This window comes from Enterococcus sp. DIV2453a (genome assembly GCF_050533535.1).
Classification (GTDB): domain Bacteria; phylum Bacillota; class Bacilli; order Lactobacillales; family Enterococcaceae; genus Enterococcus; species Enterococcus faecalis.
The window spans coordinates 1,955,278-1,972,724 of sequence record NZ_CP172899.1 but is presented as its reverse complement, the minus strand read 5'-3'; the positions used below and the strand labels follow the sequence as shown (position 1 = coordinate 1,972,724).

The window sequence follows — 17,447 nt, the reverse complement described above, 5'->3', positions numbered from 1 at the left end:
CGACGAATTGAGTACAGTACCTGAATTAGAAGAATATAAATTTGGCTTTCACGACGATGTGGAACCAGTCTTTAGTACCGGAGACGGCCTAACAGAAGACGTCGTTCGCGAAATTTCTCGCGTGAAAGGCGAACCAGAATGGATGCTTGACTTCCGTTTAAAATCGTTAGAACAATTCAATAAAATGCCCATGCAAGAATGGGGTCCAGACCTGTCAGATATTGACTTTAGTAAAATTAAATATTACCAAAAACCGAGTGACAAACCCGCACGCGATTGGGATGATGTACCTGATAAAATCAAAGAAACCTTTGAAAAAATTGGGATTCCCGAAGCTGAGCGTGCTTATCTAGCTGGGGCTTCGGCTCAATATGAATCAGAAGTTGTTTACCACAACATGAAAGAAGAATTTGAAAAATTAGGCATCATTTTTACAGATACTGACTCTGCTTTAAAAGAATATCCTGACTTATTCAAAGAGTATTTTTCAAAACTTGTGCCACCAACAGATAATAAACTGGCCGCTTTAAACTCAGCTGTTTGGTCAGGTGGAACCTTTATTTATGTACCAAAAGGCGTTCGAGTTGATGTACCATTACAAACATATTTCCGAATCAACGCTGAAAATACCGGCCAATTTGAACGGACCTTGATTATTGTCGATGAAGGGGCTAGCGTTCACTATGTTGAAGGTTGTACGGCACCAACGTATTCAAGTAACAGCTTGCATGCGGCCATCGTAGAAATTTTTACAAGAAAAGATGCTTATTGTCGTTATACCACTATTCAAAACTGGTCAGATAACGTCTACAACTTAGTAACCAAACGTGCTAAAGCTTACGAAGGTGCCACTGTCGAATGGATTGATGGTAACCTAGGAGCTAAAACAACCATGAAATATCCAAGCGTTTACTTAGATGGCAAAGGCGCCCGTGGCACGATGTTATCGATTGCCTTTGCTGGTGCTAACCAAATCCAAGATACTGGGGCCAAAATGATTCACAATGCGCCGAATACCTCTAGCTCAATTGTTTCAAAATCAATTGCTAAAGACGGCGGCGAAGTTAACTACCGTGGCCAAGTGACTTTTGGAAAAGACAGCGCAGGCTCGATTTCCCACATCGAATGCGACACGATTATCATGGACGAAAAATCAAAATCAGATACGATTCCGTTTAACGAAATCCATAACAGCCAAGTGTCCTTAGAACACGAAGCCAAAGTTTCAAAAATTTCTGAAGAACAATTATATTATTTAATGAGTCGCGGCTTATCTGAAGCCGAAGCGACAGAAATGATTGTTATGGGCTTTGTTGAACCATTTACGAAAGAATTACCGATGGAATATGCGGTTGAGTTGAATCGGTTGATTAGTTATGAGATGGAAGGCAGTGTTGGATAAACCTATTATAGGAGCTAGAACCCTTGATGTATAAGGATTCTAGCTTTTTTATTTTGTCTTGATAGTAGAAATGACCAGCTTTTTACTGATGAGCCATCATATCAGCAAACTCTTGACCAGTTTTCTTAGGGGCGCTGTTCGCAATATCTGTATAGATAGATTACGTTACTTTTCTATTTATGTTGATGAGTCTATTCCAAATGATCAGCAAGCTATATCAGAAGCAATTGAACATCTGAAAGCAATTGCCTATCTGTTCAGCAGAAGGTGGAGAAGGGATTACAGTAAGCTTAAAAGAGCCGCTGGAAACGGAGTACACTCTTACTCTAATTGATGGACAACCAACCCAAGCTAATCATATCTTTGGCAGAATCATACAAGGAATTGAATAGGATAGAGAAACCCACCCCGTTGATATTTGACCGTACTAAGGGTACCCTTTAATTGAGCTACACGGCTCACTTGGGATACTCTTTTTTTGTCTTTTGCAAAAGGTTAATAAATTTTGATAGATGAAACTAAATGAAATTAGGGTTAAGAATGCTGATACAAAGGGATGTTCTGTTTCATTTATGTGGAAATAAAAAAATAGTTTTCTGCTAAAAATAGTTAAAAAGTACTACATAGTTGTGGCAGTTATTGCAGATGAAACAGACCTACAATTATTTCAGGTTGTAATACTCATATGAAATATTTGTACAATGTTTCATATCTATAAGTTTTTATTGTTAATTGATTGAGTAGATGCAGAATAAGCTACTCATGAATTAGGGCTTTAGGAGATATTTTAATATAGAGATAGTCACTTCTATTTTTTTATTTAATACACTTAAATAATTAATTATATATCTTATACTTAGTATGATACAATTTATTATAGATAGGAAATTAACAATTGGAGTGAATAAAATGTCAAGTTACAGAGTCATGAATTTAATATTTAAAAATGGGGAAATATCAAATAAATTGGAAAAAATTCATGTTAATGTATTAGAGAATAATCCAGTCACCTATGTTTACTATAATCTTAAAACTAAAAAAATTTATGTTGGAGAGACTAATGGCTTCATTAGAAGACACTATGAGCATCTGATTGAAAGCAATCCGAAAGTGGATTATAGAGATTATACAAATTGCTTAGTCATATACTCCAGTCTATTTGATAAATCGTCCATTCTGGATTTGGAATCATTAATATTGAACTATATGATTGCTGAATCTGATGTGACAAAATTTGTATTAGCTAATGGAAATAATGGACAAACTAAGTTGGTATATAAAAATAAGGAAGAAATATTAACAGAAGTTTTTAATAAATTATGGAATAATGAATTGTATACACTGGGGTTAGTAGATAATCCTAATGTTGAAGAGTTAAGAGAAAGACTTCTGTTTAAGTACTCTCCTTTTAAACAGCTATCATTTAAGCAAAAAGAAATAGTTGATGAAATTGAAAAAAACATAACAAAAAAATATTTAATTGAAGCACCAGCAGGTTCTGGTAAGTCAGTTCTATTTACAAACTTAGCTTTTTCCTTAGCTGAAGTGTATCCTGATTTAAGAATAGGTTTGATAACAACAGGAAATTTAACTAAACAATTTAATTTGATATTTAAGTCGATCGGTCTGAACAATAGATTAATAGTAAAAACAGGTTCTCAACTAATAATGGATGCAAAGAAAAATGAGCAAAAATACGATATTATTATTGTAGATGAAGCTCATAAATTGAAAAAATACTATAGAAAAGGACATCCGAATGCAAGAAGACATCTTGATGAAGGTGATGATGAGATCACTCTTCTTGAAAAATTAACAGATGGATTAGTTCTGTTATATGATCCATATCAAGGTATTAAACCTCAGAATATTAGACCTGCAGAAATAAGAAGCCTTACGAGTGATTATAAAAAAGTTTGTTTAATGCAACAGTTTAGAATCGGAGGAGATAGAGATTTCTCAGGAGAAGATTTTTTAAAAGGCATATTATACGGTTTTCAATTAAGTAATGACAAAAGTTTTAATTCTAAAGTTTTTAAAGATGACTATTTTAAAATTGTAGCCACTTTTAAAGAAGTTATTGACTATGTTGATGATTATTCTCACGCTTATCCAGAAACGACCAATAGACTGATTGCTGGTTACTGCAGAGAGTGGGTATCAAATACTGGGAAAAAAGAAAATAAAGGTAAAAAATTTGAAGAATTGCCATACGATTGGAATATAGATGGTATACAAAAAAGATGGAACTCTACTTATGAAGATTGGGTAAAGAAACCAAACTCAGAAAAGGAAATAGGTTCAATACATGCAATTCAAGGATATGATCTAAACTATTCCGGAGTTATAGTAGGCAATGATATAACAGTAAAAGATGGAAAAATTGTGGCGGTGCCAGAAAACTACAAAGATATCGGCGGGACACCTCTAAAAGAGGGATTTAATTTATCTGAATTAACAGAGTATATATTAAATATTTATTATGTACTACTTTCAAGAGGTATAGATGGTTGTGCTGTTTACTTTGAAGATAAAAATGTAGAGAAACTAGTTAAAGAACGAGTGGGCTTATAGGAGGAATGCATTATGGAAGACTTAATAAAAGAAATTAACCAATTTAGAGATGACAGGGACTGGAGACAATTTCATAATGCTAAAGACCTAGCATTATCAGTTTCTCTTGAAGCTTCAGAATTACTGGAAAACTTTCAATGGAAGTCGAGTGAAGAAGCAATAGCTGATGATTTAGAAAATATTAAAGATGAGATTGCTGATGTGATGATTTATTGCTTGATTTTAGCTGATGATTTAGGTTTGAGTGTTGAAGAGATTATAAAGAATAAGATTAAGAAGAATGGAAAGAAATATACTGTAGAGAAGAGTAAGGGAAAAAGATAAAGGAAGCAATATCAATAACTTTTAATACTTTTGAAAAAAGTTCTTTTTGTAAGCGGGTAGAGTTTAAAAATGAAGAAGCTGGGTATGAAAAAGATAATTTTACATTTGTTGGAAGTATGAATATTAGTATTTTTGAGGCAATGATTTCATCAGTTATAGATAGAATAATGCATAACAAAATAATCAACGATGAGAAAATATTAATTAATTATAAAAAAAAGATGGCTAGTATAGATAAAGAAGCAAAAGAAACTGGTGTAAATCCTTTTAGTATATCAACAGGAACAGCGGAATCAATTAATGCCAGATTAAGTATATTCGATAAAATTATTGGAGATAGTATTGATGATTTATGAATTTAATAGTGAGGACACTTTAATTGATATTCAAAGGAATTTTTCGAGAATTGTTGATGTATCAAACAGTCTATCAGATAATTCTTCTAGCTATAGACGATTTTATGAGGAAATTGGTCTAGATTTTAATATAGCCAAGGAATCAATAAAAAAATCAGAGTATTCTTTGTTGATTGATTGTTATACATTTTCGGAAAAATTATTAAAAAATACTATCTATCATTGTCTGGAATTTAAAAATAATAGTAACGATTATGTAAATAATTTTATGTTCAGAAAACTAAATCCAGAGAAGTTTAGTCCTAATCCTAAATTTAAATCTTTTGAAGAGGAATTAAAATCTTTAAATAGTAATTTTAAATTTGTTTTAAATCAAAACTTTTCAAAGATTAAAAGTTACGATAGTATGATTCAACCTCGTCATCAATATGCTCATGCTAATATTTATCCTTTAGATATTAAAAATTCAGAGGAGGATTTATTAGAAGTATTGGCTTATTTAGATTGGGAATGTAATATGTTTTTGAATAATATTCAAAAACATATTACATTAGAAAATTTATTTAAATGTATCGTTAAAGACTCTGAAAAATTAAAAAAAATAAATAATTCGAAAAAAATTAAAAATCTTTCTAGTAAAGAACGATATAACATAGATATATTTGAATTTAGAAAAAAAGCAAAAATATTCAATAAAAAATATAAACAAGAAATTTCTGGGTTAAAAATATTTGATTCAATACTAATTGAATTTGAACGTATAGAACTATTAAATTTTAATATAAATACTGGTTCAGAGTTATCCGAAGTATGTAGAAAAATATTAGAATGTCTAGCATGATTGATCTTTTGGTTGATTTTATCTAGAATTTTTTTTCATTTATTACTCTAAGGATTTGGTTATCAAACTTTATTTTTTTATAAGTACAGTCAATTGACACTCTAAAGAGTTACCATAATTCATTTAAAAACTTCTTTAAAAAGAAAAAATACTATAAGGTATCTGAATTGATATGTATAAAATTAATAAAAAATGTTGGGAAATGTCCCAACATTTTTTGCTACCAATAACACATCAAAATTGACCAGATTTTGACCATCCTAATTTGATAATCATTGATAAATATTGAGTCTTTAAACTACAATAAGAACTCTTAATAACTTGGTTTGATAGTTAATGACACTGGTTGAGAAGTCGATTCCAATATGGAAGGCTCTGTCGGCTAGTTTTTCACTCTACCAACAAATAATCAACCAAAACAACAACGGAAAGCCAAACAAGAAACATACTAATCATGCTTCTTCAAAGAAGCACAAATAAAAAAGCGATGACTCGAGAAGAAAGTCTCTATGAAGTCATCGCTTTTTCTTATATTTTAGTTAAAAAATTATTTTACTAAAGGTTGAAGTAACTTGTTCCAGAAACTAATGAGTGGGCCAGCACCAAATGCACAAATAATTGTACCAATCCCAATTGGACCACCAGCAATAAAGCCAATTAATAGGACCAACAAATCTTGTGCTTTTCGAACAGAAGCGTAAGGTTTGTTGATTTGTTGACAGATGGTTGGCGCAATCGCATCATAGGGGGATTCGCCTTGATCTGTAGCCATGTATAAGGCGCAGCCAAATGTAAAAATCAGGACTCCGAAGAATAAAGAAAGTAGTTTGCCAATTGTTGAGCCTCCTAAACTATTGGCGTAAGGTTGAAGCCAAGTAGAAATCTGTTGAATCAAAATCCCTACTAAAAGCATATTTAAAATAGTTCCTAGACCAATGGCTTTTTTTGTTTTTTAAATAGACATAGAATAAAATAAACGCATTGACAATAATTTGAAAAATGCCTAATTGCATACCAAACATCGAAGAAAGTCCGATATTCATAGCAGTGAAAGGATCAACTCCTAAACCTGCCACTCTTAAAGTGGATGCGCCAATCCCGATAATAACTAAACCAATTAAAATTAAAAGAACATTTTTGACTAGTTTCATGGTAAGCCTCCTGAATAGATTTTGTGTGTGATAGTACAAAGTCTGCAACAAAAATTCATAGAGAATTTTGTTGCAGACTACTTTTTAACCAGCTCCGTGTTGGAACGAAGGGTATAGAGACATCCCGCCATCTACAAAGAGTGTTGTTCCGGTTACGTATGAGGATTCATCAGAAGCTAACCAAGCGGCCGCAGCAGCTACTTGATTTGGTTTACCAATAATGCCCATAGGAACCATGCTCGTTGTTTGTTTTAACTGTTCGGGATCGGAAAATTTTTCAGCATTAATAGGTGTGTTAATCGCTCCAGGCGCAATACAGTTGGCACGAATACCATATTCCGCATATTCCAAAGCGATTGTTTTCGTGAACATTTCGGTGGCGCCTTTACTTGCCGCATAGTGGGCGAACGTTGGCCAAGGAATTCTTTGGTGAACGGAGGACATATTAATGATTGACCCTTTGATTTTTTGATCTCTAAATATTCGGAGTGCCTCTCTAGAACCCAAAAAGACACCGTTTAAATTGACATCAATGACACGTTGCCATTCTTTTAATGGCATATCAATTGTCGGAAAAGAAGCCTCCACACCGGCGTTATTTACCCAAATGTCAACATGACCAAACTCTTTTAAAGCGGTTTCAGCTAACGCTTTAATATCTTCTTCATTAGAGACATCAGCCTTCACGAATTTTACGCGGTCTGCGTGCTTGGCTTGGACATCTTCAAATTCTTTAGGCAGCTCACCGACATAGTCAGCAACAACATTCATACCTTCTAAGATATAACGCAGAGTAATAAATAATCCTAAACCCGTAGCTGCACCAGTGACAACGGCCACTTTACCATGTAATTCTCCATACATTGATTCATTCCCCCTAAAATTACTATTAATACTTTCATGGTAGCACATGTCAATCAGCGTGTTGATAAAATACGACAAACTGTCGGAAAAGTTTATGGTCTAAAGTTAGCTACTATTGTTGAAGGTCTTTAAAAAAATACTGGTCGTAGTAATCAATTCCTCTCATTTATAGAGTTTTCTAAAAAAACACAAAATATCTAGGCGAAGTGGTCAAGTCCAATGGTTATTTATGAGTGAATATGCTAAAATAAAACTTGTCTTACATAAGGAAAGATTTGTTCACTAACAGTGGCGACTGTTCTCAGTAAACAGTTGCACTGGTTTATCGGGAAGGGAACAGAGCAAGTTTTACGAGACTTTCCCATGTAATAATAAAAAGCACTGAACGTCAGTGAATGAAGGAAGAAGGACATCTATGAAAACAATTATCACATTCATTATTGTCTTCGGTATTCTTGTCCTCGTACATGAATTTGGCCACTTTTATTTTGCAAAACGAGCGGGTATTTTAGTTCGTGAGTTTGCAATCGGAATGGGACCAAAGATTTTTGCGCATCGTGGAAAAGATGGCACCACTTATACGATTCGCTTATTGCCAATTGGTGGCTATGTGCGAATGGCTGGGATGGGCGAAGACATGACAGAAATCACACCAGGTATGCCTCTATCTGTTGAGTTAAATGCCGTGGGTAATGTGGTTAAAATTAATACAAGTAAAAAAGTACAATTACCTCATAGTATTCCGATGGAAGTCGTTGATTTTGATCTTGAAAAAGAATTATTCATCAAGGGCTATGTCAATGGAAACGAGGAAGAAGAAACCGTTTATAAAGTTGACCATGATGCAACGATTATTGAAAGTGATGGAACCGAGGTGCGGATTGCGCCACTTGACGTTCAATTTCAATCAGCGAAATTATCGCAACGCATTTTGACGAACTTTGCGGGACCCATGAATAACTTTATCTTAGGGTTTATTCTGTTTACGTTAGCGGTCTTTCTACAAGGAGGCGTTACTGATTTAAACACGAATCAAATTGGACAAGTGATTCCTAATGGCCCAGCCGCAGAAGCTGGGTTGAAAGAAAATGATAAAGTCTTATCGATTAATAATCAAAAAATCAAAAAATACGAAGATTTTACAACCATTGTGCAGAAGAACCCCGAAAAGCCGTTAACGTTCGTAGTTGAGCGTAACGGCAAAGAAGAGCAACTAACAGTGACACCAGAAAAACAAAAAGTGGAAAAACAAACGATTGGTAAAGTCGGCGTTTATCCTTATATGAAAACCGATTTACCGTCAAAATTGATGGGCGGTATTCAGGATACTTTAAATAGTACGACACAGATTTTTAAAGCACTCGGCTCACTATTCACCGGTTTTAGCTTAAACAAACTAGGTGGGCCAGTCATGATGTTTAAATTATCGGAAGAAGCATCCAATGCTGGAGTAAGTACAGTTGTATTCTTAATGGCCATGTTGTCAATGAACTTAGGGATTATTAATTTGTTGCCAATCCCAGCTTTAGATGGCGGGAAAATTGTCTTAAACATTATTGAAGGTGTACGTGGAAAACCAATTAGTCCTGAAAAAGAAGGCATCATTACGTTAATTGGCTTTGGGTTTGTCATGGTGTTAATGGTGTTAGTTACTTGGAACGATATTCAACGCTTTTTCTTTTAAGGAGAAAGCTTAAGTAAAAAAGTGTGTAAAGAAATCAAAAATAGTTGATTTTAAAATAGAGGAGAGTTTTAATGAAACAGTCAAAAATGTTAATTCCAACGTTAAGAGAAGTACCAAATGATGCAGAAGTCTTAAGTCATCAAATTCTGTTGCGCGCAGGCTATATTCGTCAAGTCGCTGCAGGGATCTATTCTTATTTACCTTTAGCCAATCGTGTTTTAGAAAAATTAAAAACGATTATGCGAGAAGAATTTGAGAAAATTGATGCAGTTGAAATGTTAATGCCTGCGTTATTACCAGCAGAACTTTGGAAAGAATCAGGCCGTTATGAAACTTATGGACCTAACTTGTATCGCTTAAAAGATCGCAATGACCGTGACTATATCTTAGGCCCAACGCATGAAGAAACCTTCACAGAATTAATTCGTGATGAAATCAATTCTTACAAACGATTACCTTTGAATTTATACCAAATTCAAACAAAATATCGTGATGAAAAACGCCCACGTTCTGGCTTATTAAGAGGCCGTGAATTTATCATGAAAGATGGCTATTCTTTTCATGCCGATGAAGCTAGTTTAGATCAATCATACCGTGATTACGAAAAAGCTTACTCACGCATTTTTGAACGCTGTGGACTAGAATTCCGTGCCATTATTGGGGACGGTGGTGCCATGGGTGGTAAAGATTCTAAAGAATTTATGGCGATTTCTGAAATTGGGGAAGATACTATTTGTTATTCAACAGAAAGTGATTATGCTGCCAATTTAGAAATGGCAACAAGTCTTTATACGCCGAAAAAATCACATGAAACACAATTAGATTTAGAAAAAATTGCAACACCAGAAGTGGGTACAATTGCCGAAGTGGCAAACTTCTTTGAAGTTGAGCCACAACGTATTATTAAATCAGTACTATTTATTGCCGATGAAGAGCCAGTAATGGTCTTGGTTCGTGGCGATCATGATGTCAATGATGTCAAATTGAAAAACTTCTTAGGCGCTGATTTCTTAGATGAAGCAACAGAAGAAGATGCTCGCCGTGTCTTAGGAGCGGGCTTTGGTTCAATTGGTCCAGTCAATGTTTCCGAAGATGTTAAAATTTATGCAGATTTAGCTGTTCAAGATTTAGCCAACGCCATTGTTGGAGCTAACGAAGATGGCTATCATTTGACAAATGTAAATCCAGATCGTGATTTCCAACCAATTAGTTACGAAGATTTACGCTTTGTTCAAGAAGGCGATCCTTCTCCTGATGGCAATGGTGTCTTAGCCTTTACCAAAGGAATCGAAATTGGTCATATCTTCAAATTAGGAACGCGTTACAGTGATGCTATGGGCGCAACAGTTTTAGATGAAAACGGTCGTGAAAAATCAGTGATCATGGGTTGCTATGGCATCGGCGTTAGTCGTTTACTTTCAGCAATCGTTGAACAAAATGCAGACGAGCGCGGTATTAATTGGCCAACAGGAATTGCGCCATTTGATTTACACGTGGTCCAAATGAATGTGAAAGATGAGTATCAAACAAAACTATCACAAGAAGTTGAAGCAATGATGACCGAAGCGGGCTACGAAGTATTAGTTGATGACCGCAACGAGCGTGCAGGCGTAAAATTTGCTGATGCTGATTTAATTGGTTGTCCAATCCGTATTACAGTCGGGAAAAAAGCAGTCGATGGTGTGGTAGAAGTCAAAATCAAACGTACTGGTGAAATGTTGGAAGTACGCAAAGAAGAATTAGAAAGCACACTTTCTATTTTGATGAACACAACATCAGAAGTGGAATAATAATGAAAAGGGCGGACAGAATGATTAGGATAAACTGTTTCCGCCACTTATCAGCGTTTAAGCTTGAAGCAAAAATCTAAAGTGATTTTTGCTTCAAGCTCTTCTTAGCTCTTTTTAGAAAAGAAACAAGATTGTTTTTTTACAAAAAACGAGTATACTTAATAGAGAAGCGAATGCAGAGAAACCGAAAAAAGGCACTTGACAGATTTGTCTGAGGGCCTTTTTTCAATGATAGAAGGAGGTTCATTTTGTGACAGAAAAAGCACGCGATTTATTTGATAAACTGATGACGCAAATTCAGTTAGATGACACAGCGAAAGAACATCCCTTAATTCAAAATGGCCGGATTGACAAGGTCATTGTTCACCAACAAAGTCGCTTATGGGAATTTCATTTAAGTTTTGATGAATTGATGCCAGTGATGCTATATCAAACATTTATGCAACAATTGGAACTAGCTTTTCAACAAATTGCGCAGGTTTCCGTTCAAATAACCACAAATCAGACAACATTTACTGAGGAACAATTAACGGATTATTGGCAATTGGCCTTGTTAAATAGTCAATGCAATACACCGTTAGTTCAGAAAGTCTTAAAAACACAGACACCACAATTTGAAGATCGGAAAATTATCTTACCTGTTGATAATGAAGCAGTTATTCCTTATTTGAAGCAACAATATTTACCAATTATTGAGGAACTTTATTTCTCTTACGGGTTTCCTAAATTTCATATTGAACCAAAAATGGATCAACAGCAAGCTGCAGAAGTGCTGAAAAAGTTTGAAGAGCAAAAATTAGAACAAGCCGCAGCCTTTCAACAACAAGCTGCTGAATCGCTTGTTAAACATGAACAAATGAAAAAAGAAAAACAACAACAAGCGCCTGCGTTTGATGGTCCAATTCGTTTAGGTCGGAATATTCCCAATGATGAACCCATTATGCCAATGGGAAATATACTGGAAGAAGAACGTCGGATAACGATTGAAGGCTTTATTTTTGATAAAGAAGTGCGTGAATTGCGTTCTAAACGAAAAATTTTAATTTTGAAAATAACTGATTATACTTCCTCTTTCGTGGTGAAGAAATTTTCGAATGGGGAAAAAGATGAACAAGTTTTTGATGCGATTCAACCGCAAAGTTGGATTCGTGTTCGTGGTAGTGTACAAGAAGATACCTTCATGCGTGATTTAGTCATGAATGCCCAAGATTTGATGGAAGTCGCCCATGCGCCAAGAAAAGACTACGCGCCAGAAGGTGAAAAACGTGTAGAATTACACATGCATAGTAACATGAGTACAATGGATGCGACCAATAAAGTCGGTGACTTGGTGGCGCAAGCGGGGAAATGGGGTCACAAGGCCATCGCAATTACGGATCATGGCGGCGCCCAAGCGTTTCCTGATGCCCATGCTGCAGGTAAAAAAGCAGGCGTTAAAATTTTATACGGCGTGGAAGCTAATATTGTTGATGATGGTGTACCCATTGCTTACAACGAAGAACATATTGAATTAACAGATGCTACCTATGTGGTCTTTGACGTGGAAACAACGGGGCTTTCCGCTGTTTATGATACAATTATTGAATTGGCCGCTGTCAAAATGCACAAAGGAAATGTCATTGAGACTTTTGAGCAGTTTATTGATCCTGGCCATCCATTATCTCAAACGACAATCAATTTAACTGGGATTACAGATGAAATGGTGCGCGGTTCAAAATCCGAAGAAGAAGTTTTACGCATGTTTAAAGAGTTTTCAGAAGGAACTATTTTAGTGGCCCACAACGCTTCTTTTGATATGGGATTCTTAAACACAAGTTATGGCAAACATGGAATACCTGAAGCGGCTAATCCCGTCATCGATACATTAGAATTATCCAGATTCTTGTATCCACATTTCAAAAGCCATCGTCTAAATACCTTATCGAAAAAATTTGGCGTCAACTTAGAACAACATCACCGCGCCATCTATGACTCGGAATCAACGGGTCATTTGTGCTGGATTTTCTTAAAAGAAGCGAAAGAGAATCATGATATGCATTTCCATGATGATTTGAATCGTCATATTGGCGAAGGAGACTCATACAAACGAGCTCGACCTTTCCATGCAACGATTTTAGCAACAACTCAAGCAGGATTAAAAAATCTTTTTAAATTGATTTCCATGTCCAATGTAGATTATTTTTTCCGAGTACCACGGATTCCTCGTTCGCAATTATCGAAGTTAAGAGAAGGGCTTTTAATTGGTTCCGCATGTTCAAACGGCGAAATTTTTGAAGCAATGATGCAAAAAGGTGTCGAAGAAGCAAAAAATCGTGCCAAATTCTACGATTATATTGAAGTTATGCCCAAACCAGTTTACGCGCCATTAATTGAACAAGAATTGGTGAAAAATGAAGCAGATTTGGAAGAAATTATTAGTAATCTAGTGAAAATCGGTGACGAACTTGGCAAGCTGGTTGTCGCCACTGGAAATGTTCATTATTTAAATGAAGAAGATGCCATCTATCGGAAAATTTTAGTCGGGTCTATGGGTGGCGCTAATCCGTTAAATCGCCATAGTTTACCAAAGGTTCATTTCAGAACCACCGATGAAATGTTAACGGAATTCCAATTTTTAGGACAAGACGTCGCTAAGCGAATTGTAGTAGAAAATCCCAACAAAGTCGCTGATTTATGTGAAGAAGTTATTCCAGTAAAAGACGATTTGTATACGCCAAAAATTCCTGGGTCTGAACAAGAAATCACTGATTTAAGCTACAATCGTGCGCGCGAATTGTATGGCGATCCTTTACCAGAAATTGTCGAAAAACGGTTAGAAAAGGAACTGAATTCGATTAACGGGAATGGTTTCTCGGTCATTTATTTAATTTCTCAAAAACTGGTGCATAAAAGTAATGAAGACGGCTATTTAGTCGGTTCACGGGGCTCTGTCGGTTCGAGTTTTGTTGCGACAATGACAGGGATTACTGAAGTAAATCCTTTAGCGCCACATTATTATTGTCCTGAGTGTCAATATTCTGAGTTCTATGAAGATGGTTCCTATGGTTCAGGGTTTGATATGCCTGAAAAAGCCTGTCCAAAATGTGGCGCTCGATTGTTTAAAGATGGTCACGATATTCCTTTTGAAACGTTCTTAGGGTTCCATGGCGACAAAGTTCCCGATATCGATTTGAACTTTTCTGGCGATTATCAAGCCGAAGCCCATAACTACACGAAAGTTCTTTTTGGTGAAGAATATGTCTATCGGGCAGGAACCATTGGTACAGTAGCTGACAAAACAGCGTATGGCTTTGTTAAAGGATATGAAAGAGATCATAATTTACATTTGCGTGGTGCTGAAATTGATCGCTTAGCCAAAGGTTCAACAGGGGTTAAACGGACGACTGGGCAGCATCCCGGCGGTATTATTGTAATTCCTGATTACATGGATGTTTATGACTTTACGCCAATTCAATACCCTGCTGATGATCAAGAGGCAGAATGGAAAACGACGCACTTTGATTTCCATTCCATTCACGATAATATTTTAAAACTTGATATTCTGGGACATGATGATCCAACCGTGATTCGGATGTTACAAGATTTATCTGGGATTGAGCCAAAAACCATCCCAACAGACGATCCAGAAGTGATGCGTATTTTTGAAGGACCTGAGGTTCTAGGTGTGGATGCAGAGCAAATTTATTCTAAAACAGGAACGTTAGGAATTCCTGAATTTGGAACACGTTTCGTTCGAGGCATGTTAGAGCAGACCCATCCATCAACTTTTGCAGAATTACTTCAAATTTCTGGACTGTCTCACGGAACCGATGTGTGGCTAGGGAATGCAGAAGAGTTGATTCGCCGTGGCGAAGCCAATCTTGCTGAAGTAATTGGTTGTCGGGATGATATCATGGTATATTTAATTCATGCTGGTTTGGACAGTGGGATGGCCTTTAAGATTATGGAAACGGTACGTAAAGGACAATGGAATAAGATTCCTGATGAACTACGGGATACGTATTTAAATGCGATGAAAGAAAACAACGTCCCTGACTGGTATATTGATTCTTGTTCTAAAATTAAATATATGTTCCCGAAAGCCCATGCGGCAGCATACGTATTAATGGCATTGCGGGTCGCTTACTTTAAAGTTTATTTCCCAATCTTATATTACTGTGCATTTTTCTCCGTTCGGGCGGATGACTTTGACTTAGTGGCAATGTCACAAGGGAAAGAAGCTGTGAAAGCACGAATGAAAGAAATTACGGACAAAGGGATGGACGCCTCCACTAAAGAGAAGAACTTATTAACGGTTTTAGAATTATGTAATGAAATGCTGGAACGGGGCTATAAATTTGGCATGATTGATTTGTACAAATCGGACGCTGAAAATTTTGTGATTGAAGGGGATACCTTGATTGCACCTTTCCGAGCAGTGCCAAGTTTAGGACTCAACGTAGCGAAAGCCATTGTCGCTGCGCGAGAAGAGCAACCGTTCTTGTCGAAAGAAGATTTGGCAACACGAGGCAAAGTTTCTAAAACGTTAATTGAATACATGAATGAAAATGGTGTCTTAAAAGACTTGCCAGATGAAAACCAATTATCATTATTTGATATGTTATAAAAGAAAAATCTCTTAGAAAAAGGCCGGTGAAGCAACTTATTCACCGGCCTTTTTTAGTCATCAAATAAATTAGAAAATCATTGCTAGAAGCGTTTTAATTACTTATTAAAAAGCCATCTTTATTTAATTATGTTGAGCTTGTGCATAAAAAGTAAAATGCTTATGATAAATGAAGAGCTTTATTTTTTAATAAGAAAGGAATTGGTTATATGGACAAAAAGCAATTACGATGGTTCACCGTCGGGTTAATTGCCTTTAACATGGTCTGGGGTCTTGGAAATGTTGTGAATAATTATGCACAACAAGGGATTTCAGTGGTCACTTCATGGCTTTTGATTTTAGTTTTATATTTTATTCCCTATGCGTTAATCGTAGGACAGTTAGGTTCAACATTTAAAGACAGTAATGGTGGGGTTAGTTCGTGGGTGCAAAATACCAGTACTAAACGTCTAGCCTATTATGCAGCATGGACTTATTGGGTAGTGCACATTCCTTACTTGGCACAAAAACCACAAGCAATTTTAATTGCCTTAGGTTGGGCAGTTCAAGGGAATGGAAACTTAGTCAATACGATGCCAATCGTAACGGTATCATTTATTTCATTAATAATTTTCTTGGTTTTCTTGTTATTATCAACAAAAGGGTTAACCACCTTAAAAGTTATTGGTGGTTTAGCTGGAACCGCCATGTTTGTGATGTCTATTTTATTCATTTTATTAGCGGTAGGCGCACCATTTATTAATTCAACGGTTGAATTTGCGACGCCAAACATGTCACAAGTCAGCACCTACATTCCTAAATTTGATTTTAGTTATTTTACAACCGTATCAATGTTAGTTTTTGCGGTAGGTGGCGCTGAAAAAATTTCTCCTTACGTAAATGCAACTAAAAATCCAGCCAAAGAGTTCCCTAAAGGAATGATTTTCCTAGCAGCAATGGTTGGTTTATCGGCTGTTTTAGGTTCATTTGCAATGGGAATGTTATTCTCAAGTGACAATATTCCTAAAGATTTAATGGCAAATGGTGCCTATAGTGCCTTCCAAAAATTAGGCGCGTATTATGGTGTCGGTAATCTCTTAATGATTGTTTATGCGTTAACGAATACAGTGGGTCAAGTGGCTGCGTTAGCCTTTTCAATTGATGCTCCACTGAAAATTCTTTTAGCTGAAGCAGATCCAGAATTTGTTCCAAGTTGGTTACGTAAACGTACGAAAAAAGGTACGTTAATTAATGGTTACCTATTAACAGGTATTTTAGTAAGTATTATTATCGCTTTACCGATGTTTGGGTTGAAGGACATGAACGAAGTGGTTAAATGGCTAACTAACTTAAATTCTGTAGTTATGCCAATGCGTTACTTGTGGGTCTTCTTTGCCTATATGCTTCTAAACAAAGCATACAAACAATTTAATTCAGAATATAAATTTGTTAAAAATCCTAAAATTGGTTTTGTGTTTGGTCTCTGGTGTTTCCTATTTACAGCCTTTGCTTGTATCCTAGGAATGGTGCCTAAATTTGAGTATGCCTCAGACCCTCAAGGCTGGTTGTTCCAATTAGCTTCTAACATTGTAACACCAATCGTCTTAATTCTATTAGGAATGATTTTACCAGCAATTGCACGTCGTGAGAAAAAAGACACGATTTTGCCAATTGATTCAGCAGAATAATTGGTTACATGTTTCAAGGATAAAATAGCCAGTTTAAGTATTTTTCGTGAGATAAATGGTCAATAGGACTGTTTGTCTCACGTTTTTTTCTGTCGATTTTTCTCTAAAATTTCTATTGTCTCTTAAAAATATGAGAAAATCAGAAGAATTTCTCCTGTATACTAAAGGTATCTATCATTAAAAATGGT

At 35.7% G+C, this 17,447-nt stretch carries 10 protein-coding genes and 1 pseudogene; 9 read left to right on the top strand and 2 right to left on the bottom strand.

The window, feature by feature from the left end; all coding sequences use genetic code 11:
* Positions 1-7 precede the first annotated feature (7 nt).
* The 5 genes from sufB (at position 8) to IGK03_RS09570 (ending at position 5,497) form a co-directional block, all read left to right on the top strand.
* Positions 8-1,402 (top strand): Fe-S cluster assembly protein SufB, encoded by a 1,395-nt coding sequence (gene sufB, locus IGK03_RS09590; RefSeq protein WP_002356769.1) that lies wholly within the window; start codon positions 8-10, stop codon positions 1,400-1,402.
* A gap of 909 nt (positions 1,403-2,311) precedes the next feature.
* The gene (locus IGK03_RS09585; protein WP_010713219.1) at positions 2,312-3,976 is read left to right on the top strand and encodes a DUF2075 domain-containing protein; all 1,665 of its coding nucleotides are present in this window, start codon (positions 2,312-2,314) and stop codon (positions 3,974-3,976) included.
* Positions 3,977-3,988: 12 nt separating this feature from the next.
* On the top strand, positions 3,989-4,300 hold the full coding sequence (locus IGK03_RS09580; protein ID WP_080270540.1) for a nucleotide pyrophosphohydrolase: 312 nt from the start codon (positions 3,989-3,991) through the stop codon (positions 4,298-4,300).
* 116 nt (positions 4,301-4,416) lie between these two features.
* Complete coding sequence (locus IGK03_RS09575; protein ID WP_033625072.1) at positions 4,417-4,656, top strand: hypothetical protein; 240 nt, start codon at positions 4,417-4,419, stop codon at positions 4,654-4,656.
* Positions 4,646-5,497 carry a hypothetical protein gene (locus IGK03_RS09570; RefSeq protein ID WP_033625071.1) on the top strand — a complete coding sequence of 284 codons (852 nt, stop codon included), beginning with the start codon at positions 4,646-4,648 and terminating at the stop codon, positions 5,495-5,497. The genes IGK03_RS09575 and IGK03_RS09570 overlap by 11 nt, the downstream gene beginning before the upstream one ends.
* 547 nt (positions 5,498-6,044) lie before the next feature.
* On the opposite strand, the pseudogene IGK03_RS09565 reads toward IGK03_RS09570, so the two are convergent.
* Positions 6,045-6,648 (bottom strand): annotated as a pseudogene (locus IGK03_RS09565) (YczE/YyaS/YitT family protein).
* Between the two features lie 84 nt (positions 6,649-6,732).
* A complete protein-coding gene (locus IGK03_RS09560) occupies positions 6,733-7,512 on the bottom strand; it encodes an SDR family oxidoreductase (protein WP_002359767.1) in 780 nt (259 codons plus the stop codon).
* Positions 7,513-7,927: 415 nt separating this feature from the next.
* Between IGK03_RS09560 and rseP the strand changes: the two genes are divergently transcribed.
* The 4 genes from rseP to IGK03_RS09540 all read left to right on the top strand — a co-directional run bounded on the left by rseP (position 7,928) and on the right by IGK03_RS09540 (position 17,259).
* Positions 7,928-9,196, top strand: a complete 1,269-nt coding sequence (gene rseP / locus IGK03_RS09555) for an RIP metalloprotease RseP (protein ID WP_002362168.1) — start codon at positions 7,928-7,930, stop codon at positions 9,194-9,196.
* A 71-nt stretch (positions 9,197-9,267) separates the two neighbouring features.
* The gene (locus tag IGK03_RS09550) at positions 9,268-10,986 is read left to right on the top strand and encodes a proline--tRNA ligase (protein WP_002359769.1); all 1,719 of its coding nucleotides are present in this window, start codon (positions 9,268-9,270) and stop codon (positions 10,984-10,986) included.
* A gap of 250 nt (positions 10,987-11,236) precedes the next feature.
* Entirely contained in the window at positions 11,237-15,592 is a 4,356-nt protein-coding gene (locus IGK03_RS09545; protein WP_002400824.1) for a PolC-type DNA polymerase III, read from the top strand.
* A gap of 209 nt (positions 15,593-15,801) precedes the next feature.
* The gene (locus tag IGK03_RS09540) at positions 15,802-17,259 is read left to right on the top strand and encodes an amino acid permease (RefSeq protein WP_002356790.1); all 1,458 of its coding nucleotides are present in this window, start codon (positions 15,802-15,804) and stop codon (positions 17,257-17,259) included.
* The last annotated feature ends 188 nt before the right edge of the window (positions 17,260-17,447 follow it).

What these genes read in the sequence shown, in the direction of transcription:
- IGK03_RS09585 (WP_010713219.1), top strand. Translation starts at nt 2,312, where the DNA reads ATGTCAAGTTACAGAGTCATGAATTTAATATTTAAAAATGGGGAAATA.
- IGK03_RS09580 (WP_080270540.1), top strand. Translation starts at nt 3,989, where the DNA reads ATGGAAGACTTAATAAAAGAAATTAACCAATTTAGAGATGACAGGGAC.
- IGK03_RS09575 (WP_033625072.1), top strand. Translation starts at nt 4,417, where the DNA reads ATGAATATTAGTATTTTTGAGGCAATGATTTCATCAGTTATAGATAGA.
- IGK03_RS09570 (WP_033625071.1), top strand. Translation starts at nt 4,646, where the DNA reads ATGATTTATGAATTTAATAGTGAGGACACTTTAATTGATATTCAAAGG.
- IGK03_RS09560 (WP_002359767.1), bottom strand. Translation starts at nt 7,512, where the DNA reads ATGTATGGAGAATTACATGGTAAAGTGGCCGTTGTCACTGGTGCAGCT.
- rseP (WP_002362168.1), top strand. Translation starts at nt 7,928, where the DNA reads ATGAAAACAATTATCACATTCATTATTGTCTTCGGTATTCTTGTCCTC.
- IGK03_RS09550 (WP_002359769.1), top strand. Translation starts at nt 9,268, where the DNA reads ATGAAACAGTCAAAAATGTTAATTCCAACGTTAAGAGAAGTACCAAAT.
- IGK03_RS09540 (WP_002356790.1), top strand. Translation starts at nt 15,802, where the DNA reads ATGGACAAAAAGCAATTACGATGGTTCACCGTCGGGTTAATTGCCTTT.